The sequence below is a fragment of the Shewanella indica genome (assembly GCF_033842865.1).
In the GTDB taxonomy this organism is placed as follows: domain Bacteria; phylum Pseudomonadota; class Gammaproteobacteria; order Enterobacterales; family Shewanellaceae; genus Shewanella; species Shewanella indica.
Window position 1 is genome coordinate 765,351 of the sequence record NZ_JAWXXR010000001.1, and the last position, 20,954, is coordinate 786,304.

23 protein-coding genes are annotated in these 20,954 nt (G+C 53.0%); 5 read left to right on the top strand and 18 right to left on the bottom strand.

The window, feature by feature from the left end; translation table 11 throughout:
* Positions 1-92: 92 nt before the first annotated feature.
* Positions 93-2,294, top strand: coding sequence for a S46 family peptidase (locus tag SIL79_RS03545; protein ID WP_319618974.1), 2,202 nt, complete (start codon positions 93-95; stop codon positions 2,292-2,294).
* 296 nt (positions 2,295-2,590) lie between these two features.
* Here SIL79_RS03545 and rplI read toward each other — a convergent pair whose 3' ends face one another.
* From rplI to rpsF, 4 genes are read right to left on the bottom strand one after another with little or no spacing between them, the layout of a single operon-like run.
* Positions 2,591-3,043, bottom strand: a complete 453-nt coding sequence (rplI, locus tag SIL79_RS03550; RefSeq protein ID WP_025009345.1) for a 50S ribosomal protein L9 — start codon at positions 3,041-3,043, stop codon at positions 2,591-2,593.
* 30 nt (positions 3,044-3,073) lie between these two features.
* Complete coding sequence (gene rpsR, locus SIL79_RS03555; RefSeq protein WP_025009344.1) at positions 3,074-3,301, bottom strand: 30S ribosomal protein S18; 228 nt, start codon at positions 3,299-3,301, stop codon at positions 3,074-3,076.
* An 11-nt stretch (positions 3,302-3,312) separates the two neighbouring features.
* Complete coding sequence (gene priB, locus SIL79_RS03560) at positions 3,313-3,618, bottom strand: primosomal replication protein N (protein ID WP_028779665.1); 306 nt, start codon at positions 3,616-3,618, stop codon at positions 3,313-3,315.
* An 8-nt stretch (positions 3,619-3,626) separates the two neighbouring features.
* Positions 3,627-4,028 (bottom strand): 30S ribosomal protein S6, encoded by a 402-nt coding sequence (gene rpsF, locus SIL79_RS03565; protein ID WP_025009342.1) that lies wholly within the window; start codon positions 4,026-4,028, stop codon positions 3,627-3,629.
* A gap of 205 nt (positions 4,029-4,233) precedes the next feature.
* On the opposite strand from rpsF, the gene SIL79_RS03570 reads away from it, so the two are divergent.
* Positions 4,234-4,977 carry a DUF481 domain-containing protein gene (locus SIL79_RS03570; RefSeq protein ID WP_039034472.1) on the top strand — a complete coding sequence of 248 codons (744 nt, stop codon included), beginning with the start codon at positions 4,234-4,236 and terminating at the stop codon, positions 4,975-4,977.
* Between the two features lie 26 nt (positions 4,978-5,003).
* Here the strand turns inward: SIL79_RS03570 and SIL79_RS03575 are convergent, their stop codons facing one another.
* From SIL79_RS03575 to zapE, 9 genes are all read right to left on the bottom strand, one after another.
* Positions 5,004-5,570 (bottom strand): hypothetical protein, encoded by a 567-nt coding sequence (locus SIL79_RS03575; RefSeq protein ID WP_319618976.1) that lies wholly within the window; start codon positions 5,568-5,570, stop codon positions 5,004-5,006.
* A gap of 9 nt (positions 5,571-5,579) precedes the next feature.
* Positions 5,580-6,317: a 23S rRNA (guanosine(2251)-2'-O)-methyltransferase RlmB gene (gene rlmB / locus SIL79_RS03580; protein ID WP_071476838.1), complete on the bottom strand. Its 738-nt coding sequence runs from the start codon at positions 6,315-6,317 to the stop codon at positions 5,580-5,582.
* Positions 6,318-8,732, bottom strand: coding sequence for a ribonuclease R (rnr, locus tag SIL79_RS03585; RefSeq protein ID WP_039034470.1), 2,415 nt, complete (start codon positions 8,730-8,732; stop codon positions 6,318-6,320). It lies immediately after the preceding gene.
* A gap of 45 nt (positions 8,733-8,777) precedes the next feature.
* Positions 8,778-9,398, bottom strand: a complete 621-nt coding sequence (locus tag SIL79_RS03590) for a tetratricopeptide repeat protein (protein WP_039034469.1) — start codon at positions 9,396-9,398, stop codon at positions 8,778-8,780.
* 113 nt (positions 9,399-9,511) lie between these two features.
* Entirely contained in the window at positions 9,512-10,807 is a 1,296-nt protein-coding gene (locus tag SIL79_RS03595) for an adenylosuccinate synthase (RefSeq protein ID WP_319618977.1), read from the bottom strand.
* Between the two features lie 65 nt (positions 10,808-10,872).
* Entirely contained in the window at positions 10,873-11,061 is a 189-nt protein-coding gene (locus SIL79_RS03600; RefSeq protein WP_039034467.1) for a DUF2065 domain-containing protein, read from the bottom strand.
* Positions 11,062-11,173: 112 nt separating this feature from the next.
* Positions 11,174-11,566 carry a 30S ribosomal protein S9 gene (rpsI, locus tag SIL79_RS03605; protein WP_025009335.1) on the bottom strand — a complete coding sequence of 131 codons (393 nt, stop codon included), beginning with the start codon at positions 11,564-11,566 and terminating at the stop codon, positions 11,174-11,176.
* Between the two features lie 14 nt (positions 11,567-11,580).
* Positions 11,581-12,009 carry a 50S ribosomal protein L13 gene (gene rplM / locus SIL79_RS03610; protein WP_025009334.1) on the bottom strand — a complete coding sequence of 143 codons (429 nt, stop codon included), beginning with the start codon at positions 12,007-12,009 and terminating at the stop codon, positions 11,581-11,583.
* Between the two features lie 298 nt (positions 12,010-12,307).
* On the bottom strand, positions 12,308-13,402 hold the full coding sequence (gene zapE / locus SIL79_RS03615; protein ID WP_101095635.1) for a cell division protein ZapE: 1,095 nt from the start codon (positions 13,400-13,402) through the stop codon (positions 12,308-12,310).
* A 215-nt stretch (positions 13,403-13,617) separates the two neighbouring features.
* On the opposite strand from zapE, the gene SIL79_RS03620 reads away from it, so the two are divergent.
* The 3 genes from SIL79_RS03620 to degS all read left to right on the top strand — a co-directional run bounded on the left by SIL79_RS03620 (position 13,618) and on the right by degS (position 16,703).
* Positions 13,618-13,971: a ZapG family protein gene (locus SIL79_RS03620; protein WP_052248117.1), complete on the top strand. Its 354-nt coding sequence runs from the start codon at positions 13,618-13,620 to the stop codon at positions 13,969-13,971.
* A gap of 144 nt (positions 13,972-14,115) precedes the next feature.
* A complete protein-coding gene (gene degQ / locus SIL79_RS03625; protein WP_039034465.1) occupies positions 14,116-15,471 on the top strand; it encodes a Do family serine endopeptidase DegQ in 1,356 nt (451 codons plus the stop codon).
* A 149-nt stretch (positions 15,472-15,620) separates the two neighbouring features.
* Positions 15,621-16,703: an outer membrane-stress sensor serine endopeptidase DegS gene (gene degS / locus SIL79_RS03630; RefSeq protein WP_039034464.1), complete on the top strand. Its 1,083-nt coding sequence runs from the start codon at positions 15,621-15,623 to the stop codon at positions 16,701-16,703.
* Between the two features lie 76 nt (positions 16,704-16,779).
* Here degS and rraB read toward each other — a convergent pair whose 3' ends face one another.
* The 5 genes from rraB to SIL79_RS03655 all read right to left on the bottom strand — a co-directional run bounded on the left by rraB (position 16,780) and on the right by SIL79_RS03655 (position 20,948).
* The gene (gene rraB / locus SIL79_RS03635) at positions 16,780-17,169 is read right to left on the bottom strand and encodes a ribonuclease E inhibitor RraB (protein WP_144361043.1); all 390 of its coding nucleotides are present in this window, start codon (positions 17,167-17,169) and stop codon (positions 16,780-16,782) included.
* 30 nt (positions 17,170-17,199) lie between these two features.
* On the bottom strand, positions 17,200-17,943 hold the full coding sequence (locus SIL79_RS03640) for a 1-acylglycerol-3-phosphate O-acyltransferase (protein WP_039034463.1): 744 nt from the start codon (positions 17,941-17,943) through the stop codon (positions 17,200-17,202).
* Positions 17,944-18,092: 149 nt separating this feature from the next.
* A complete protein-coding gene (locus SIL79_RS03645; protein ID WP_152608431.1) occupies positions 18,093-18,854 on the bottom strand; it encodes a metal ABC transporter permease in 762 nt (253 codons plus the stop codon).
* Positions 18,855-18,856: 2 nt separating this feature from the next.
* Positions 18,857-19,765 carry a metal ABC transporter solute-binding protein, Zn/Mn family gene (locus SIL79_RS03650; RefSeq protein ID WP_039034462.1) on the bottom strand — a complete coding sequence of 303 codons (909 nt, stop codon included), beginning with the start codon at positions 19,763-19,765 and terminating at the stop codon, positions 18,857-18,859.
* Positions 19,749-20,948 (bottom strand): hypothetical protein, encoded by a 1,200-nt coding sequence (locus SIL79_RS03655; protein WP_039034461.1) that lies wholly within the window; start codon positions 20,946-20,948, stop codon positions 19,749-19,751. The genes SIL79_RS03650 and SIL79_RS03655 overlap by 17 nt, the downstream gene beginning before the upstream one ends.
* Between the last annotated feature and the right edge of the window lie 6 nt (positions 20,949-20,954).

A 20,954-nucleotide genomic window follows, 5' to 3' on the forward strand; every position in this document is an offset into this window, starting at 1 on the left:
TAAAACCCGGTTCAATCAGAACAGGAATTTTACACCTACAATCACCTGTTTTTCATATCCAAACGGACACTAACAATAAATAAGGAATGAACATGCGCAATGCATTGGCTGCAGCCTTGGCGCTGACCTCCGGCCTCGCCATAGCCGATGAAGGGCAGTGGCAACCTTACCAAATGCCCTCTATTGCCGACAAGCTCAGTGAGCGCGGCATCGCCATCCCGGCAGAGCAACTGGCCGATCTAGGAAAGTACCCCATGAACGCCGTGGTGGGCCTCGGCTATTGTACCGCCAGTTTCGTCTCACCCCAAGGATTGGTTGTCACCAACCATCACTGTGCCTATCGGGGTATCCAATACAACAGCACCAAAGAACACAACTATCTGGCCGACGGCTTTTTGGCCAAAGAACAACGCCTGGAGCCTTTGGCCGGTCCCAACGAGCGCCTCTATGTCACCGAGGCGGTCACAGATGTCACAGATAAGATAACGGCCAACCTGCCGAGCGAGCCACTGGCGCGTTATGAAGCCATCCAGGCCAACAGCAAGGCGCTGGTCAAAGAGTGTGAAGCCGACGACAACTACCGCTGCTCAGTACGTAGTTTCCACAATGGACTTGAATACTACCTGATCAAACAGCTGATTATTCGCGATGTGCGCCTGGTTTATGCGCCACCCGAGAGTGTTGGCGGTTTCGGTGGCGACATAGATAACTATGAATACCCTCGTCACAGCGGCGACTTTACCTTCCTCAGGGCTTATGTCGGCAAGGATGGCAAACCGGCAGCCTATGCCGAGGATAACGTGCCTTATCAGCCCAAGAGCTTCCTCAAGGTCAATGCCGATGGCGTTAAGGCCGGTGATGGCGTGTTTGTGGCCGGTTACCCGGGTTCAACCAGCCGCTACCGCCTGACCTCAGAGCTGAGATTCGCCAGCGACTGGCTCTATCCGACCCAAGCCGCCCGCTATCAGGCCAAAATCGACACCATTGAGGGCATGGGCGCTTCCGACAAGGATATCGCCATCAAGTATGCCGGGACTCTGGCCGGCATGGCCAACCGGATGAAAAAACTCAACGGCTTATTGGATGGCTTCCACGCCACTGACATCGCCGCCATCAAGCAGGTCGAGGAAAATGCCTTCCGCGACTGGCTGGCCAAAGATAAAGACGCACAGCCGCTGATGGCGCAACTAAGTGAGCTCGAACAACTGCTGGCCGAGCAACAGCACAAGTATCAGCAGAGCTACTATTTTGACAACGCTCAATCCAGTGCCTTGCTCAGCGCCGCCAAGCAGCTTTATCGCCTGGCCAAAGAAAACCAAAAACCCGATGCCGAGCGCGAAGCGGGTTATCAAGAGCGTGACATGAAGATGTTCGCCGCCCGTCTCAAGCGACTTGACTCCAGCTTCGATATCAGCGTCGACAAGACACTGTGGCAGATGGATATCGACGCCTACCTGGCGCAGGATAACCGGGTCGCCGTGATGGATCAGTTGCTGACACCCGAGCAAGGTATCAGCCTGGGCGACAAGCTCGAAGGCATGTATGCCCTGACCGAGCTGACCGACCCAGAAAAACGCCTCGACTGGATGCTGGCCAAGCCGGAAGCCTTCGAGAGCAGCAGCGATCCCTTCATTCGCATGGCAGTAGCCCTGTACGACACCAATATGGCGCAGGAAAAAGCCGACAAGGAACTGGCCGGTAAGCTGTCCATCGCCCGCCCCGCCTACATGAAGGCGATCATTGCCTATAACAAGGCCATGGGTAAGCCTGTCTATCCGGATGCCAACGGCACCTTAAGGATCAGCTATGGTATGGTCGATGGCTATCAGTCCCGTGATGCGCTCTACAAGCAACCCTTTACCAAGCTGGAAGGGATAGTCGCCAAGCACACAGGTGTCGAGCCCTACAATGCACCGCAGAAGCTGCTGGATGCCATCAAGCAGGGACGACTGGGCGAGCATAAGGTGCAGCACTTGTATCAGGATCCTCGCAGCTGGTTGTGCCGCCTGTTCTCCTGCCTGGATAACCCCGCCGAGTTCAACTCTGTACCGGTTAACTTTCTCTCCAGCGTAGATACCACAGGAGGCAATTCAGGCTCCCCCGTGTTTAACGGCAAGGGCGAGCTGGTTGGCCTCAACTTTGACTCCACCTATGAAGCCATCACCAAAGATTGGTACTTCAACCCCACCATCACCCGCGCCGTGCACGTGGATATCCGCTACATTCTGTGGATGATGGATGAAGTGGATCATGCCGACAACCTGCTCAAAGAGCTGGAACTGGTGCGCAACTGATAGCCACTAATCTGCAATACCCCTGAAAACACCCGCCCCGGCGGGTGTTTTCGTCTCTGTAGTCATCGGCAATCAAGTCAACAGAGGTTCTACCAAAGATAACAAATCTTCAATCAATGCCGCTGTAATAGCGACGTGAACAAGCGACTATATAGTAGTGAAGGTGTGCTGGTAATAGATGCTTGATTTGGGCATTCGCAGGCAAAGAAGAAAGGGGGGCCCCCGAGGCACTCAGCGACCAAACAGGCATAAAAAAACACCGCCCGAAGGCGGTGTTTTTCTGGTAAAAGCCGGGATTAAGCTTCAGCAACAACAGTTACTTTAACTACAGCTTTTACTTCAGTGTGCAGCTGAACTTCAACTTCGAAGTCGCCAGTAGTGCGCAGAGCGCCCAGTGGCAGACGTACTTCGGCTTTGGCCAGTTCAACGCCGGCAGCAGTTACTGCATCAGCGATGTCACGGGTACCGATAGAACCGAACAGCTTGCCTTCGTCACCGGCTTTAGAAGCGATAACAACCGCTTCCAGAGCAGAGATCTGCTCTGCACGAGCAGTGGCAGCGGCCAGGTCGGCAGCCAGTTTGGCTTCCAGCTCAGCACGACGAGCTTCGAAAACTTTTACGTTCTCAGCGTTGGCAACAACAGCTTTGCCTTTTGGCAGCAGGTAGTTACGAGCGTAACCGGCCTTAACTGATACCTGGTCACCCAGGTTGCCCAGGTTTGCGATTTTATCAAGCAGAATAACGTTCATTATCAATTCCTCTAGCTAGAACAGTGCCGATTACTGATGCAGATCAGTGTATGGCAGCAGTGACAGATAACGAGCACGCTTGATAGCGCGAGCCAGTTGACGCTGATACTTGGCAGAAGTACCAGTGATACGGCTTGGAACAATCTTACCGCTTTCTGTGATGTAGTTTTTCAGAGTAGCGATATCTTTGTAATCGATCTCCGTAACACCTTCAGCAGTGAAACGGCAGAACTTACGACGACGGAAATAACGTGCCATTTGACAGTCTCCTAATTTTTCAATTCGACATTTTCGGCGTGTAACACCAGTCGGCTTTGGCCATTGCGACTCTGTTGTAGAGCCAGAAAACCACTGACTTGGATATCCACACCCGCTTTCAGCTTGTCTGCTACGCTCTTGAAGCGTTCACCACTCAATATCACTTGAAGTTGGCAGTAGACGTTTCTGGGCAAATCGGCCTCGAAACGCTGCGACCTGTGTTCCAGTTGAAGTACCGTGTGAGGTATTCCAGCCGGGCTATCAAAGTGTCTGGACCGAATGACGGTACCGGACAACACCAAGTGATTGGTGGTCACAGAAAAACTTACTCAGCGCTTGCTTCAGCGTTTTCTTGGGTTTCTTCAGCAGCTTTTTCGCTAACGGCGCTGCGACGTGAATCGCGCTCGTCTTTAGCTTTGGCCATTGGAGATGCTTCAGTGATGGCAGCTTTAGTGCGCATCACCAGGCTACGCAGAACGGCGTCGTTGAAACGGAAAGCAGTTTCCAGCTCTTCAACAGACTCTGCAGTAGTCTCAACGTTCATCAGAACATAGTGAGCCTTGTGCAGATCCTGGATTGGGTAAGCCAGTTGGCGACGACCCCAGTCTTCCAAACGATGGATTTGACCGCCAGCTTCGGTGATAACACCTGTGTAGCGCTCAATCATACCTGGTACTTGTTCACTCTGATCAGGGTGAACCATAAATACGATTTCGTAATGACGCATTTAGTGCTCCTTACGGTTATCTAGCCTCGTGGTTGGCTCAGTCAGACCAAATGGAGGCAAGGAACGAAAATTAATGTGACTGAATTAGGCGCGAAATAGTACATAAAGGCCGCGGTAAACTCAAGCAATAACTTTGCCTCGGCCCCATCAGCAGGTATTATGTGACGCTAAATTTATGGCAGTGACAGCAAAAGACACAAGAATAATGACAAGATCCTCTGTATTGGCGTTATTGTTTGCGCTACCGACTTCGGCGTGGGCCTTGGTGCCTCCGGATTATCGCGAGCCTCCGAGCGACTTCACCGCAGAAATTGAGGCCGGCTTTCAGCTCAACACTGGTAACACAGACTCAAGCAGTTTCAATGGTCGCACCAAGTTGGTTTACGACACGGAAAACGCCAAACAGGAAGGAACCCTCAAGGCCTATTTCGCCTCTGACTCTGAAAAAACCACTGCCGAGAAGTACAATCTGCAACTGCAGTCCAACTACAAACTCAACGGCGGCTATATCTTCGGCCGCGGCGAATTTATCTGGGACAAGTTCGGTTCTTACACAGAAATTTATACCGCGTCCAGTGGTTATGGTTTCGATGCCATCAGTACCCGTCGTACCAAGTTGAGCTTCGAAGTCGGCCCGGGTTACCGATACAACATGCCCAAGGAAACCGATGCCGCTCCGGACCCTGTGGCCGAAAAGGATGTGATCCTGCGAACCGCGGCTAAGTTCGAGCAGAAAATCCACGAATACACTAGTTTCACTGCCGACCTGACCGCCGAGGTGGGCGAAAACAACAACACCCTGGCGCTGGACATGGGCTATAAAAATACCCTGTTTCAGGACTGGGCCTTCAAAATAGGCTTTAACGTCAAATATACAGAAGTGGTGCCGGAAGGCAGTAGACAGACAGATACCATCACCACCTTCAACCTGCTCTATACCTTTCAGTAACTCCCTCGCTTGAAGAGCTCTTTCAACTAAAGAGCTCCAAGAAAACACTCCAGGATTAACGCTGAACGCTTGTCACCGCGCTCAAGCGCCTGCAGATAGCGATAGATGGCGGTTTCATGCCGCTCCAATAGACGAAAGGCAGCGCCGTACTCAGAGTTGATCTCGGCATCATCCGCCCACTTGGCATATTTTTGCTGGTAAGGTTCAACCCAGAGGCTTAGCGCCGCAAGCAGCTCATGCCAGGGAAGCTTAAGCCAACTGTCCACTTCTTTCTGCGCTTGCATGCGCACTTGCTCCAACAATGCCTCGTCCAGACTAGTCAGTTCAGGCAGCAGTTTCAGCAAAGCCTTGGCAGTATATTGCTCCACCTTGAACAGTAGAGAAAACACGGCTTGGCTTTCAGTTAAGTGGATTTCTGTTAACTGGCTTGCTGTTAACTGGCTCTCAGTTGCCTGACAATGATAATCCCGGCCGAGGCGCTCGAAGAACGCCATGCCATAGATTTCACCCAGATAGCCTTGTTGCAGTTGTCTGGGATACGGGCCGGTACGGCCGTGCAGCTCACCGCCCGTATCCCAAAGAGAGCTAGTCACGCTCGGCAGTTAGAGGCGCTGACGAACGGCTTCGAACAGACAGATGCCGGTCGCCACCGACACGTTCAGACTGGAAACACTGCCCGCCATAGGAATAGAGATCAGGGTGTCGCAGCTTTCACGGCTCAGGCGTCTCAGTCCCTTGCCTTCGGCGCCCATAGCAATGGCCAGAGCTCCCTTGAGGTCTGCCTGAAACAGGGTGCTGTCGGCCTCGCCTGCAGTGCCGGCAATCCACACACCCCGTTCCTGCAAACGCTTCATGGTACGCGCCAGGTTGGTCACTTGAAACAGCGGCACTGTCTCGGCCGCGCCGCAAGCCACCTTGCTGACGGTCGGCGTCAGTCCCACGGAGTTGTCTTTAGGCACTATGACGCCGTGAACCCCGGCGGCATCGGCATTTCGCAGACAGGCCCCCAGATTGTGGGGATCTGTGACGCCATCCAGGATCAGCAAAAATGGCGAGTCTGTCTTGTCCAGCAGGGCTTCCAGATCGTTTTCGGTCAAGACCTTGGCCGGACGTACCCGGATGATGATCCCTTGATGCTGAGAGCTTTCGGCCTTGTCATCCAGTGTTTTGCGGGATGCCTGCTGGGGGCGAATGCCCCACTGAGCCGCCATCTCCAACAAGGGCTTGATCCTGTCATCCTGACGACCACTGAGCAGCCACATTTCCAATACCCGCTCCGGAGCGTGTTTCAGCAAAGACTCGACCGCGTGAATGCCAAACACCAGTTCCTGTTTTTTCATTTACTTCTTTCTCTTGACTCGTTTGGCTGCCTTGGGCTTTTTCGCCCCGGCGTTGCCGGCAGCCTTGGTTGATTTGCTCTTGGCGGATGCGCCTGTGGACTTAGACTTGGCGCTCCCTTTACCTGCCGGTTTCTGTGCCTTGGCCGAGCGGCGGGCTCCTTCAATATTGACCCTTTCCCGAGCGGTCAGCGGCTTACTCTTGCTGCGGCCTTTGCGGCGCTGGCTGCGGCCCTCTTCGTCCACCATCAGCAAGTCTATCTGTCTGTCGTCCAGATTGACCGAGGCGACTTTAACTGTCACAGGATCGCCAATCTGGTAGATCTGCCCTGAGTGCTCACCTATCAGGCGCTGGCGCATGGGATCATACTGGAAGTAGTCGCTGCCCAGGGTAGAGATATGCACCAAGCCGTCGATAAACAGCGCATTAAGGCGCACAAACAGCCCGAAGCTGGTGACGGAAGCCACCACCGCATCGAAGGTGTCACCCACATGGTCCTGCATAAACTCACACTTGAGCCAGTCGGAGACGTCACGGGTGGCTTCATCGGCGCGGCGCTCAGTGTTGGAACACTCTTCGCCAAGCTGATCCAGCTCATCGAGCTGATAGTGATAGCCACCGTCCGGGGTCCACTTGTCGCTCGCTTCGCCACGCTCTTTGGCGAGCAGGTAACGGATCACCCTGTGCAACACCAAGTCAGGATAACGGCGAATCGGCGAAGTAAAGTGAGCATACTCCTCCAGCGCCAGACCAAAGTGGCCTTCATTGTCCGGTGTGTAAGTCGCCTGGCGCATGGAGCGCAGCAACATCACCTGAATAAGTTCGGCATCGGCGCGACCCTGTACTTTTTCCATCAGCGCCTGGTAGTCACTGGGTTCGGGTTCGAGACCGCCGCCCATGGAGAGCCCCCGCTCAGCCAGAAACTCCTTGAACTGAGTCAGCTTCTGCTCGGATGGCGCTTCATGCACCCGATAAAGGACTTCACCCTTGTGCTTTTTAACAAACTTGGCCGCCGCCACGTTGGCGAGGATCATACACTCTTCAATGATCTTGTGCGCCTGATTACGGGCTCTGGGCACTATCTTGTCTATCTTGCGCTGCTCATTGAAGATGAACTGGGTTTCCAGCGTCTCAAAGGCGATGGCGCCACGGTTGGCCCGCTGGCTATCGAGCGCCAGATACAATTCCTGCAACACCTTGAGATGCGGCAATAAAGGCTTATGCTCTTCCAGGCCTTCTTCGCCTTCCAGCATGGCCGCCACCTGGGTATAGGTGAAGCGGGCGTGGGAATGCATCACCGCCGGATAGAACTTGTAGCCGGATAACTTACCCGCCGCCGATACTGTCATCTCGGCCACCATACAGAGGCGGTCGACTCCCGGATTCAGGGAGCACAGGCCGTTGGAGAGCTTTTCCGGCAACATGGGGATCACCTGTGACGGGAAGTACACAGAGTTGCCTCGGGCACGGGCTTCTTGATCCAGTGCCGATTGAGTACGTACATAATAGCTGACATCGGCAATGGCCACCCACAGGCGCCAACCGCCGCCGCGCTTGCACTCGGCATAGACGGCATCGTCAAAGTCGCGGGCATCTTCACCGTCTATGGTGACCAAGGGCAGTTGTCGCAGGTCAACCCGACCTAACTTATCTTGTTCCTGCACTTCATCGGGGATCTTGTTCAGTTTCTTCTCGATGGCGGCAGACCAGGTATGGGGCAGATCATAGTTGCGTAGGGCAATCTCTATCTCCATTCCCGGAGCCATCTCTTTACCCAGCACCTCGACCACCTTACCGGCGGCTTTGACATAGCGCCCCGGCCTGCGAGTAAGCTCTACCACCACCACATCACCCTGACGGGCACCGTTGCGATCGGCGTTGTCTATCAATATTTCCTGGGTAATACGCTTATCATTGGCGATAACAAAGGCCATGCCGCAATCGACATGGAAACGCCCCACCAAGGCGGCGGTTCGCTCGGCGACCAGGCGCACTATGCGGGCTTCGCGGCGTCCCTTGCGATCAACCCCGGCCTTCTGCGCCAACACCTTGTCGCCATGGAAGTACCTGAGCATATCGCCATGGTTGATAAACAGGTCATCGCCGCCTTCGTCGGGACGGAAGAAGCCATAGCCATCTCTGTGGCCCAGCACTGTGCCCTGGATCAAGTCCATCCGCTCCGGCAGGCCATAACACTGGCCGCGGGTAAATACCAGCTGACCATCGCGCTCCATGGCACGCAGCCGACGCCGCAGCGCCTCGAGTTGTTCTTCGTCAGAGATGTTGAGGGCCGTGGCGATCCGCTCACGATTCAGGGGAGAGGTCTGCGAGCGCAGATATTCCAATATAAATTCCCGGCTGGGAATGGGGTTGTCGTACTTATCTTGTTCTCGCTCAAAATGAGGATCTTTTATCATTCAATTTCCAATTTCTTCGTTGTCGCATCCAATGCGACAAGCTAATTAACGGCTTTGCAGATGTTCATTTTTGGCCTTCTCCACCTGACTGGCGGGCATTTTAGCCGCTAACAGCTGCAATAATCTTTTGGCGTCTTGCTGGGTCTGTTCATCGCTGAACACCTGGTTGTAGAGCCAGTGATACCCCAAGACATAATCCCTTGGGCTGCCATACCCCTTGGCAAACAGCTCGACCAGCATCATCCTGGCCGGCAAGTCACCGTTGGCGGCAGCGGGTAACAGGTACTGTACCGAACGTTCTTTGTCCTGAAGTACAAACTTGCCATCTTTATAATACTCGGCAATGCGCACCATGGCTTCGGCACTGCCCTGCTCGGCGGCATCCCTGAGCAGCGATATTCCTCTGGGTGGATTGGCCTTGACGCAGATGCCGAAATTAAGCATTTCACCCCAGAGGTACTGGTACAACGGCTGCTTGAGCACTTCGGCGCGCGCCTCAATATCCTGCACCAGCTGACAGTCATCGGCTTTGACCCGGGTCAGGTATTGCTTGCTGCGAATAAGCTCCAGCAGTTCTTCCTGGCTGTAGATATCCACGGCCTTGGTTTCTACGGCCAACACATTGGCACTGGTTACTAACAAGAGTAATAGGGCTATACGCAACATAAGCTGTCCTGATGACAAATAGACTGTCTTTTCATCGGCAGTATAACCCAATTCTTAAGGGCAAACAGTGTAAGCCCCATAAACGAAAAAGGCCGCTTAGGCGGCCTTTTTACTTAACTGAATGGATTCACCAGAATCATGGTCTCATTCCGGTCTGGCCCGGTTGAGATGATATCGACAGGTGTTTCCAGCAGTTCTTCAATCCGCTTGATATAATTGATTGCTGCCTGTGGCAGTTGCTCCAGTGAAGTGGCACCAAAGGTGGTTTCACTCCAGCCTGGCATGGTTTCATACACAGGAGTAACGTGCTCATAGCCTTCTGCTGCCAGCGGAGTCACATTGGACACAGTACCGTCTGGATGCTGATAGCCTACGCAGAGCTTCACTTCTTTCAAGCCGTCCAAAACGTCGAGCTTGGTCAGGCAGAAACCACTGATGCTGTTGATCTGAACCGCGCGGCGCATAGCCACTATGTCCAACCAACCCGGACGACGCTTACGACCGGTTGTCGCACCAAATTCCTGGCCCTTGGTTCCCAAGTGATCGCCGATTTCACATTCCAGTTCAGTCGGGAATGGGCCGGCACCCACACGGGTGGTATAAGCCTTGATGATGCCGCAGACATAGTCCAGATGACGAGGGCCGAATCCAGAACCAGTTGCCACACCACCCGCGGTAGTGTTGGAAGAGGTTACAAATGGATAAGTACCGTGGTCAATATCCAGCAATGTGCCCTGAGCGCCTTCAAACAGTATGTTGTCGCCATTCTTGCGGGCTTGATCCAGCAATTCGGTGACATCCACACACAGACCTTTCAAATAGTCTGCCAGAGCCAACGCTTCATCCAGAGTCTGCTGGTAATCAACGGCTTCGCACTTATAGTACTCTGTCAGCATAAAGTTGTGATAGGCCATCACTTCTTTCAGCTTCTCGGCAAATAGCTGCGGATTGAAGAGATCCCCTACGCGCAGACCGCGACGGGAAATTTTATCTTCATAAGCCGGGCCTATGCCGCGTCCTGTAGTACCGATAGCCTTATTGCCACGCGCTTTTTCGCGAGCGATATCCAGCGCACAGTGGAAAGGAAGGATCAGAGGACAAGCTTCAGAGATAAGTAGGCGTTCCTCTACCGGAATACCTTTATATTTCAGCATGCCGATCTCTTTCATCAGAGCATCGGGCGCCAAAACCACGCCGTTGCCGATAATGCACTTGACGTTATCGCGCAGAATGCCTGAGGGGATCAGATGAAGAACGGTTTTTTCACCATCGATAACCAGAGTATGACCAGCGTTGTGGCCACCTTGGTAACGGACTACGAATTTTGCCTGTTCGGTCAGAAGGTCGACAATCTTACCTTTTCCCTCGTCACCCCATTGAGTGCCGAGAACAACTACATTTTTGCCCATTGTTTGCTGCAAGGTTGCGGTTAAAGCAGGATTCTAACAGATATTGGCATGGAAGGGGCAAGTATTTATGAAAAAATAATCAATATGACGATTCCTGCAACAACCAGGACGCCGCCCAGGCGTTGCATGATGGCGGTCGGTTGGGAAGCCACTTCCAGCAGATAACGACGCCAGCGGTTGGGGAACAATAAGGGTCCAAGGCCTTCAAGTATCAATACCAAACCCAAGGCTATCAACAACAATTGCCAACTCATGATTTTCTCCCTTTATGCCACAAGTGCCCAAAGTATACAGGGCTGTCAGAGATAAATCTCAACCATAAAAAAACCCAGCATACGCTGGGTTTTTGGTATCTCGAAAGCGATATTAACGCTTGGAGAACTGTGGCTTACGACGTGCTTTACGCAGACCCACTTTCTTACGTTCAACCTTACGAGCATCGCGGGTTACATAACCAGCAGAACGTAAAGTAGGACGCAGAGCTTCGTCCAGCTCCATCAGAGCACGGGTGATACCGTGACGGATAGCGCCAGCTTGGCCAGTGATACCACCGCCCTTAACAGTTACATAGATGTCCAGTTTTTCAGTCATTTCAACCAGCTCAAGTGGTTGACGAACAACCATACGAGCGGTTTCACGACCAAAGTAAACATCCAGAGGACGTTGGTTAACAACGATGTTGCCACTACCTGCTTTAGCGAATACGCGAGCAGTTGAAGTTTTGCGACGGCCAGTGCCGTAGTACTGAGTTGCAGCCATTTGCTTAATCCCGTTTAGATATCAAGAACTTGAGGTTGTTGTGCAGCGTGGTTGTGCTCTGCGCCAGCGTAAACTTTCAGCTTACGGAACATGGCACGACCCAGGGGGCCTTTTGGCAACATACCCTTGACTGCTTTCTCGATGATCATTTCTGGCTTGTGAGCTTGCAGCTTCTCGAAGCTGATTTGCTTGATGCCACCTGGGAAGCCTGAGTGCGAGTAGTACGTCTTGCCTGCAGCCTTGTTACCGGTCACAGTTACTTTCTCGGCGTTGATCACGATGATGTAATCACCGGTATCTACGTGAGGAGTGTACTCAGCCTTGTGCTTGCCACGCAGACGCAGAGCGATTTCAGTGGCGATACGACCCAGGGTCTTACCTTCGGCATCAACAACGTACCAGTCACGAGCTACAGTTTCTGGCTTAGCAGTAAAAGTCTTCATTATTACAAAAACCCAAAGTTAAATTCTGTCACATGCTACCTGCGGATGCAGATAACACAAAAATGCCTTTCTCTGCCCCTTCGAGCAAAGAAACTGGCTTTTAAATCCGCCCAATCGGCGGAGTAACGTGGGCAGGTGGCGGATTATAGTCAAAGCTGAACTAAAAATCACCTGCTTTTTAATATCTCGCCTTAAAAGACGATCTTTTTCAAGCTGTTAGCACTTTGCCGCCATCCAAGGCTTATTGAGTATGGCTATTTGATTGAATTTCCCGCATCTAAGCGGATTTTCCCTTTAGCTATGGCAGATGTTCCAGCGCCAGATAATCCCGGGACTGCATCTCAATCAGGCGGGAGCGGCAACGGCGGAACTCGAAACTCAATTGCCCATCAGTGTAAATCTGCTCGAGCGGCACCTCGGCTGAGATGATAAGTTTCACATGCCGTTCATAGAACTCATCCACCAACGCCAGGAAACGACGGGCGATATCATCCCCTGTCTGTTGGGCGCCCATCTGTTCCAGGCCGCTGAGCAGCACAGTATGAAACAGTTGCGCCAGTTCCATATAGTCCCGCTGACTGCGCGGTCCATCGCACAGGGCTCTAAAGTCAGCCAGCAAAACACCTTGGGCTTGTTTGCGGATCACTATGCTGCGTCCATCGATTTCCAGCGGCGTTTCAGAGACTTCCGACTCGGGCGCCAGTTGGGTGAAATAACGTTGCAGGTTGGATTCGGCCGTTTCATCGAGTGGATGATGGTAGATCTCAGCCTGCTCCAGAGTTCGCAGTCTGTAGTCGATTCCTGAATCGACATTCAGCACCTGGCAGTTGGCCTTGATCTCGGCGATAGCCGGTAAAAATCTGGCCCGCTGCAAACCGTTTTTATAAAGATCATCCGGTACTATGTTGGAGGTGGCCACCAAGACCACGCCCTCCTTGAACAGGGCTTCGAACAGAGTGCCCAGTAACATGGCATCCGTGATGTCCGAAACAAAGAACTCATCGAAACAGATCACTCTATATTTCGCTGCCATCTGTTTGGCTATCACCAATAGAGGATCCCTGGTTCCCTTGAGCGCGTCCAGCTCCTGATGAATTCTGTGCATAAAGCGATGAAAATGCGCCCTTAGTTTCTGCTCACCCGGCAGGGCATCAAAAAAGGTGTCCATGAGGTAGGTCTTGCCGCGCCCAACACCGCCCCAGAGGTAAAGCCCCTGAACCTTGCTGTTTTTTTCCCGGCTGAACCAATTGCGCCATCCGGACTTTTGCGGCCTTTGCAGCTCATCATAAACACGCTGCAATGCCTTTACCGCTTGCTCCTGCGCCGGGTCATGGCTGAAATCTTCACGGGTGAGATCTTGTTGGTAATGCTGCCAAGGGGTTAACTGCGACACTTGAATTCTTCTCTTTTAACCTTATTTGATGGGTACTAGGGAAGATGCGAACAAGTCCCACAAGGACTTGTTCGCATCTTCCCTAGCCCAACTCAAGCAACAGAGTCGGGGCGGCAAATGGTATCATGAGACCCACTCTCGGGGTATATTTTGCCTATTATCCCTATGGGATCGGGCAAAAACTTAAGACACAAAGACAAACTTAAGGAGTCGATATGGAATGGCCACTGGTGTTTGCGGCTTTCATTCTGGGGTTAATACTGGGTTATATCGGCAAGACCTTGGTCAGCCGCGGACTCAGCAAGAGTAGTAAAAGTGTGGCTATTGAACGCAGCAAGATGGAGTTGAGCCAACACAAACAGGAAGTCAGTGATCATCTGGCTGAACAGAGAGCACTGCTGGGACAACTGACAGAGCAAATCAATCGCCTTAATCAGCACTGGAATCAGGGCAGCCAAAGATTAGCCAAAGAGGAGCAGCTGGCCCCTTTGCCATTTATGCAAACCAGTATCAGTGACCTTGATGACAAGAGTGACGCCGTACTCTCGCCGGAAAGCATTAAAAATTAATCTTTATTAATGAAGGATGAACTTTTTAAACAAGATTAAAGTCGGATTAATTACCGAACGCTCGTAAAAGAGCCTTTAAGATTCAGCCACCTTGGTGGCAAACAGTACATGGTTATTTGATCCCGTATTAGGAGCAATGCATAGATGAAGACCAAGTTATCTCTTGTTTCCGCCGCCCTGCTTGGAGCCACACTGACACTGGCTCCTGTGGTTTCCCAGGCCGCTCTACCTCAAGCTGTTGCCGGCCAAACCATGCCGAGCCTGGCCCCCATGTTGGAGCAAACTACTCCAGCAGTTGTCTCTGTCGCCGTTTCCGGCACTCAGGTTTCCCGCCAACGGGTACCGGATATCTTCCGCTACTTCTTTGGCCCCAATGCCCCTCAGGAGCAAGTACAGGAGCGCCCCTTCCGCGGCCTGGGCTCCGGTGTCATCATAGATGCCGATAAGGGCTACATAGTCACCAACAACCATGTGATTGATGGCGCCGATGATATTCAAATAGGTCTACACGACGGCCGTGAAATAAAGGCCAAGTTGATAGGTAAAGATAAAGACGCCGATATCGCTCTGCTGCAGATTGAAGCCGACAACCTCACGGCAATCAAGTCCGCCGACTCGGATGACTTAAGAGTCGGTGACTTTGCCGTAGCCATAGGTAACCCCTTCGGTCTTGGGCAAACCGTCACCTCAGGTATCGTCAGTGCTCTGGGGCGCACCGGCCTTGGCATAGAGATGCTGGAAAACTTTATTCAAACCGATGCCGCCATCAACAGCGGTAACTCAGGCGGCGCCTTGGTTAACCTGCGCGGCGAGCTTATCGGTATCAATACCGCTATTGTGGCTCCCGGCGGCGGTAACGTAGGTATCGGTTTCGCGATACCGGCCAACATGGTTCACAGCCTGGTGGATCAGATAATCGAACACGGCGAAGTGCGCCGCGGCGTGCTGGGGGTTATGGGTCGTGATCTGGATAATGAACTGGCTCAAGGCTTCGGTCTCGAGACCCAGCACGGTGGCTTTGTCAGCGAAGTAATGGAAGGCAGCGCCGCCGACAAGGCAGGCATCAAGGCCGGCGATATTATCGTCAGCATCAATGGGCGCAAGATCAAGAGCTTCCAAGAACTGCGGGCCAAGATTGGCACCATGGGTGCCGGTAGTAAAATAGAGCTTGGCCTGATACGTGATGGTGATGACAAGACAGTCAAAGTTACCCTGGGCGAAGCCAGCCAGGTGAAAGAAACTGCGGCCGGTGCTGTTCATCCGATGTTGGCCGGTGCCACACTGGAGAACAGCAAGAAAGGTATCGAAATCACCGATATCGCCCAGAACTCTCCAGCGGCCATGAGTGGCTTACAAAAAGGTGACCTGATTATTGGGGTTAACCGCACCAAGACCACCACCCTAAAAGCGCTGAAAGAGGAGCTTAAAGAGCAGCAAGGCGCGGTGGCGCTGAAGATAGTCAGGGGCAATAGCAACCTGTATCTGATCCTCAGAGGTTAACAGCCATCCTGAAAAAGCGGGGTGCTCCCCGCTTTTTTTATTTCCGGCGCCCAATTCAGGGCAAAATTAACTTCCCGAGCCTTGACTATTGTTCGCAATAGCAAGAAACATGCTAATCTAACGAGCCTTTTTTAATATTCAGCAATGTCATCACAATGAAAGAAACCCTGATCTATATCTGCAAAGCAGTGGTCTTTGGCCTGGTAATGGCGGCAGTCTTTCTGCTGGTCAGCCGTTTTATGGGCGAAGGCAATCTTGGTGGCAACCTGTTGCAGTTCAGGGGAAACAGTGGTGCAGAGCTGTCCTTTGCCAAAGCGGTACGCCGCGCCGCGCCTGCAGTGGTGAACATCTACAGCCTGAGCATCAACCAAAGCCGCCCCCTTAACGGCGGTTCGCTGCAGGGCTTGGGCTCAGGCGTTATCATGCGCAAAGAAGGCTACATTCTCACCAACTATCATGTAGTCAAGAAGGCCGATGAGATTGTAGTGGCATTACAGGACGGCCGAAAATTCGGTGCCGAAGTGGTCGGTCAGGATCCGGAAACCGACCTGGCCGTGCTGGAGATCCAAGGCGAAAATCTGCCCGTGGTGCCGCTTAACCTCAACAGTCCTCCTCAGGTGGGCGATGTGGTGCTGGCCATAGGTAACCCCTATAACCTGGGACAAACCATCACTCAGGGGATCATCAGTGCCACCGGCCGTAATGGCCTGAGTACAGGCTACCTGGACTTTCTGCAAACCGACGCCGCCATCAACGCCGGTAACTCGGGCGGCGCCTTGATTGATACCCATGGGGGGCTCATAGGCATTAATACTGCCGCCTTCCAGATAGGTGGTGAAGGGGGGGGCCATGGCATCAACTTCGCCATTCCCATCAAGCTGGCCTACGCCGTCATGGGCAAACTGATCAAGGATGGCCGGGTTATTCGCGGTGCCTTGGGGATCTCGGGTGAAGACGTCAGCCCGGTTGTGGCCCAAATACTCAACTTGCCGGATCTTCGCGGCGTAGTTGTGACCGGCATAGAACCTAATGGCCCGGCAGCGCTGGCTGGCTTGAGACCCAGAGATGTAATCACTCAGTATCAGGGTGAAGACGTTACCCGCATCTATATGCTGATGGACAGGATTGCCGAGACCCCCCCCGGTACCAAGGTCACCCTGCAGGTGATCCGCGCCGGTAAACAGATAGAACTTCCGGTTGTCATTGGCGAAAAGCCGGTAGACTACAACTGAAAATCAATCTGCCGGTAAAGGTGGCAGAAACAAAAACACCGGGTCAAGAACCCGGTGTTTTTATTGGTAACAGGACTTAGTCCTGCTCTTCGTCGCCTTCATCTTCCAGCTCGTCACCTATGTAATAGGTGCCCCAGCCGTCATAGTCGACCTTGTGCTTGACCGCAAGCTGCAGCAATTGCTCACAGGCCTTATCCAGAAGCTCGGCTTCCAGTTGATGATAGGCTATAGCGTCAAAGCAGAAAATCAGACTACCGTCATCCAGTTCCACCTCTTCAGCATCGTTAACCTCAAAGCCCAATTTAAAGGCATCGACTGCGGCTTTTTCCAGACGGTCAAAGTTAGTGGACGAAAAATGGTGCTCTATGGTGTATTCAGCATCGGCCTCAGAACCGTCATCCAGCAAGGACTGAATAATGTCACGGTTTTCCTGCTTCTGTGCCTGCAACAGACGTTCAATGGACATGCTTGTCTCCGAAAAATAGGTCAGAGGGTATTATACGATATCCGCGGGCACAGTTTTACCCATAAGTGCTGCCGCCTCGGCATTCAGTTGTTTGAGCTTACTGGCCATGGTGGCATGGATCTTATCGGACAACTCTTTGACATTAGCCTTACTCAAGCCTTGGGTTGCCACCGGCTCCATCATCTCAATAATCACCACACCATTGTTCCAGCGGTTGAGCTTAATATGGCATTGATTGGAAGCCAGCACAGGCACCATAGGCACTCCGGCGGCTATAGCGGTATGAAATGCTCCAGCCTTAAAGGGCAACAGGCCGCGACCGCGACTACGGGTACCCTCAGGAAAGATCCACACAGAAAGGCATTTCTCTTTGATCTTGCGCGCCGTTTCGGCCATGGTTTCAAAGGCGCGGGCACGGTTCTTGCGATCGATGAGAATATTACCCGAAAGCCAATAAAGCTGACCAAATAGCGGCATCCACAACAGACTTTTCTTCCCCAGGCTGACAGTGCCCTTGGGAACCGCAGCAGTATGGGTAAACATATCGAAATTATTTTGGTGATTCGCCAGGAAGATACAGGGCTCACCCGGTTTGGTTTTGCCTGCTCGCACTATAACTTTAACACCCAATATGGGCGCTACCGCCGAAAAAAGTCGGGCAAACAGGTGTACATTATCTCTGTGTCTCGGGCGTAAAATGCAAAAAATGCCACCAAAAACAAAGGCCAGCAACAAGAGCACTGCCAGCAGCAGAGAACGGACTATCAACAGCATAAATTTACTCCGCTTATGCAACGGCGGACAGTATAGCTACAGGCCTGCTGCGGCTCAATCTTTTGTTTACATCTGTGCGCTGATTTTTAACAGCAAAAAAAATGCGGCCGCCGGGCCGCATTTTGAGGCTTGTTCTCAGTTTCCTGAACTCAGTGACGATCGCTGAAACTTAACAGTATACGAAACAGCAGAGCGCTCAGTGCCAGAGTTGCCACTATAGCGGCCCCACTAGGCAGGTCATAACTCGCCGAGGCCCACAGACCGGCGACATAACCCAATACTCCGACCAGATAGGCCCAGCCAAGTGCGAAACGGCCGCTGTATTTATTCAACGCCAGTGCCGGCAGAATCAAGGTGCTGAACACCAGATAGACACCCACCAGCTCCACAGACAGGGTTATCACCAGGGCAAACAGGGGATAAAACACGGCGCCATTGAGCAAAGACGGGCGCCACAGCAATAGCCCCAACACCAGAGCATAAACCAGAGCCGGCAAGATCAGTTGTGGCCAGTTGACCCAAAGGATCTGCCCCGACATCAGTTGCTTGAGCAGCTCGGCACCATGGGGGTCGTTGGAGAGCAACAACATGGCAGCCACTGCAGCCAACACATAGAAGCAGCCGATCATGGCCTCCAGTTCAGAGGCCATTTTACGTGACAACCAGGCTATGATTCCGGCCCCGGCCAGGGCAAACAATGCCGGCATCCATACATGAGAATAAGGGATCTCCTCCAAATCATGATTAAGATGCGCCACTATCGCCCCCAGTGCCGCGACTTGGGCAATCGCCAGATCGATAAAGATGATCCCGCGCTTCAACACCTGGCGCCCCAATACCACATGGGTTGAGAGCACCAGCAGGCCGGCCGCAAAGGCCGGCAGAAGTATGCTGAACAGTCCGCTGTCCATAATCAATTCACACTCTTGAGCAGCGAGATGGCGCTGTCATACAGACTGAAAAGATCCTGGCTCTGGGCGTTACCACCGACCGACATGGGCAATACCAATACCGGCAGCTTGGCTCTTTCACCCAACCAGTTGGCGCCACGTTCATCCTGATAGGATGCCACTACCACGGCACTGACATCCCCTTGCCCTGCCCGTTCAAGCAGCGAAGCCAAATGTGAACTACTGGGAGGCAACCCGGGCTTGGGCTCAAGATCCGCGACCTGAGAAACTCCCAACCAGTTGAACAGATAGCGGAAACTGGTGTGATAGGCGATAACCTTCTTGCCCTTGAGTGATGCCGCTTCGGCTTCCCAGTTGGGAATAGCCTGCTGCCAACGCTCGCTGAATGCCTTGAGCGCAGCCTCATAGTCGGCTTTTCCTTGAGGATCCAGGGCCACCAGCTTGGCGCTCAGCGCCTTGGCGATATCCAGCATCCGATAAGGGTCAAAGTGCAGATGCGGATTCCCCTTGGCGTGCACATCCCCCATACTGCGGTCGACCGAATCCAGCTTATCCAGGGTCTCAACCTGATCGGCTGCAAAAAACAGCCCCTGATCCGTAGAGCGCACCTTGGCGTTGGAAGATTTCATCTGCAGCATAGGCAACCAACCGATTTCCAGATCCGCACCGGCGCAGACCGCCAGATCAGCCTGGCGCATCTTGGCGATTAAACTGGGCCGCGCCTGCACCTGGTGAGGATCCTGCAAGGCGGTTGTGGCCGAATAGATGTCCGCATCCGGCGCCAAGCTCTTGGCCAACGCGGCATATTCAGGTTCACAGGCAAAAATATTCAGGCTGGCCTGAGCCTGCCAACTGGCCACCAGAGTCAAAGCGGCCGTGGCCAGGCCGACAAATTTAGAATTGATGCGCACCGTGGGCCCCCAGAGTCATAACGTATTGCAGAGTGATAACATTGTCGTCTTCGATACCGTCGAAACTAGTGCCACGCTGATTGGTGTACTGCAGTCTTACGGTAGAGAAGTGGCTGTGATGCCAAGCCAAGCTGACCTCGGTTTCTTTCAGCTTCTGACCGTGGAAATGATCGTCATGGGCGTGCTGGGTATCCAGCTCACCGTAACGGATCCCGGTAGACCAGCTGGGGCTCCATTGGTAGACACCGCTCAGATACCAGCCCTGATGGTAATCTTTCGGCTCCGCATGAACGTGTTCATCCTCATGATGCTCATGCTCGGCCTCGGCAACGAAATCCGCCACCCGGAAATACTCACCACTCACAGTCAGATGCTGATACTTGTAGTTGCCGTTGGGCGCCCACTTGTAAACAAAGTCGGCAATATAGGTATTTTCCCCCGTATAAGCAGCACCATGACTGTGACCTTCGTGGTCGTGATCATGCACCTCTTCCTCACCCGCGTGCTCTTCAAAAGGGGTCAGGCGGCCATTTTCATTGCGCAGATATGACAACCCCAGCTGCCATGAGCTGTCTGCCCCTATATCACCGCCTATCTTGGTGTAAGCGGTGTAGACACCCACATCCTCGAACTCGCGTTCACCGTGTTCATCCTCGGCACGCATCTTGTCACCTTTGAAGGCCTCCAGCCCCATGACCCAGTAAAGATCAGTCGGCGCCACATAGTTCAAGCGGATACCATCATCGAAGTAGTGATTGCCCAAGAATGCACGGTAAGCCGCCGGTCGGTCGGTAAAGGCGTCTGTGTGGGGATGCTGGTTATTGAGATAGCCCACGTCAGACAGGAAACGACCGGCACGCACCGCAAACCCTGCCGGCATCGCCAAAGTTTGAATAAAAGCCTCTTCCAGCTCCACTTCGGTATCACCATCATGGTTTTCTATGATGGTGGTGACTTTTCCATAGAACATATCGTCAATATTGGCGCTGAGCGCCAGTTCGGTTTCCCCCAGACCAAAACCTTCCTGACGCTCGGCCAAGGGACGATCCGCCGTTTGATAATAGCCATCCAAAACCGCACTGATCGCCGGATTGGTCAGCGTAGGGTCCTGGGCCATTGCACAGGTGGAAGCCAAGCCACAGGCCAAGGCCAGAGGCGAAATACGAGTTGAAAAAACAGTCATTTTAGC

Coding starts and splice junctions, on each gene's coding strand:
- SIL79_RS03570 (WP_039034472.1), top strand. CDS start 4,234: ATGACAAGATCCTCTGTATTGGCGTTATTGTTTGCGCTACCGACTTCG.
- SIL79_RS03640 (WP_039034463.1), bottom strand. CDS start 17,943: ATGCTGTTGATAGTCCGTTCTCTGCTGCTGGCAGTGCTCTTGTTGCTG.
- SIL79_RS03595 (WP_319618977.1), bottom strand. CDS start 10,807: ATGGGCAAAAATGTAGTTGTTCTCGGCACTCAATGGGGTGACGAGGGA.
- rpsI (WP_025009335.1), bottom strand. CDS start 11,566: ATGGCTGCAACTCAGTACTACGGCACTGGCCGTCGCAAAACTTCAACT.
- rnr (WP_039034470.1), bottom strand. CDS start 8,732: ATGATAAAAGATCCTCATTTTGAGCGAGAACAAGATAAGTACGACAAC.
- rpsF (WP_025009342.1), bottom strand. CDS start 4,028: ATGCGTCATTACGAAATCGTATTTATGGTTCACCCTGATCAGAGTGAA.
- SIL79_RS03645 (WP_152608431.1), bottom strand. CDS start 18,854: ATGGACAGCGGACTGTTCAGCATACTTCTGCCGGCCTTTGCGGCCGGC.
- rplI (WP_025009345.1), bottom strand. CDS start 3,043: ATGAACGTTATTCTGCTTGATAAAATCGCAAACCTGGGCAACCTGGGT.
- SIL79_RS03600 (WP_039034467.1), bottom strand. CDS start 11,061: ATGAGTTGGCAATTGTTGTTGATAGCCTTGGGTTTGGTATTGATACTT.
- SIL79_RS03590 (WP_039034469.1), bottom strand. CDS start 9,398: ATGTTGCGTATAGCCCTATTACTCTTGTTAGTAACCAGTGCCAATGTG.
- SIL79_RS03545 (WP_319618974.1), top strand. CDS start 93: ATGCGCAATGCATTGGCTGCAGCCTTGGCGCTGACCTCCGGCCTCGCC.
- rlmB (WP_071476838.1), bottom strand. CDS start 6,317: ATGAAAAAACAGGAACTGGTGTTTGGCATTCACGCGGTCGAGTCTTTG.
- SIL79_RS03655 (WP_039034461.1), bottom strand. CDS start 20,948: ATGACTGTTTTTTCAACTCGTATTTCGCCTCTGGCCTTGGCCTGTGGC.
- degQ (WP_039034465.1), top strand. CDS start 14,116: ATGAAGACCAAGTTATCTCTTGTTTCCGCCGCCCTGCTTGGAGCCACA.
- rpsR (WP_025009344.1), bottom strand. CDS start 3,301: ATGGCACGTTATTTCCGTCGTCGTAAGTTCTGCCGTTTCACTGCTGAA.
- rraB (WP_144361043.1), bottom strand. CDS start 17,169: ATGTCCATTGAACGTCTGTTGCAGGCACAGAAGCAGGAAAACCGTGAC.
- rplM (WP_025009334.1), bottom strand. CDS start 12,009: ATGAAGACTTTTACTGCTAAGCCAGAAACTGTAGCTCGTGACTGGTAC.
- SIL79_RS03620 (WP_052248117.1), top strand. CDS start 13,618: ATGGAATGGCCACTGGTGTTTGCGGCTTTCATTCTGGGGTTAATACTG.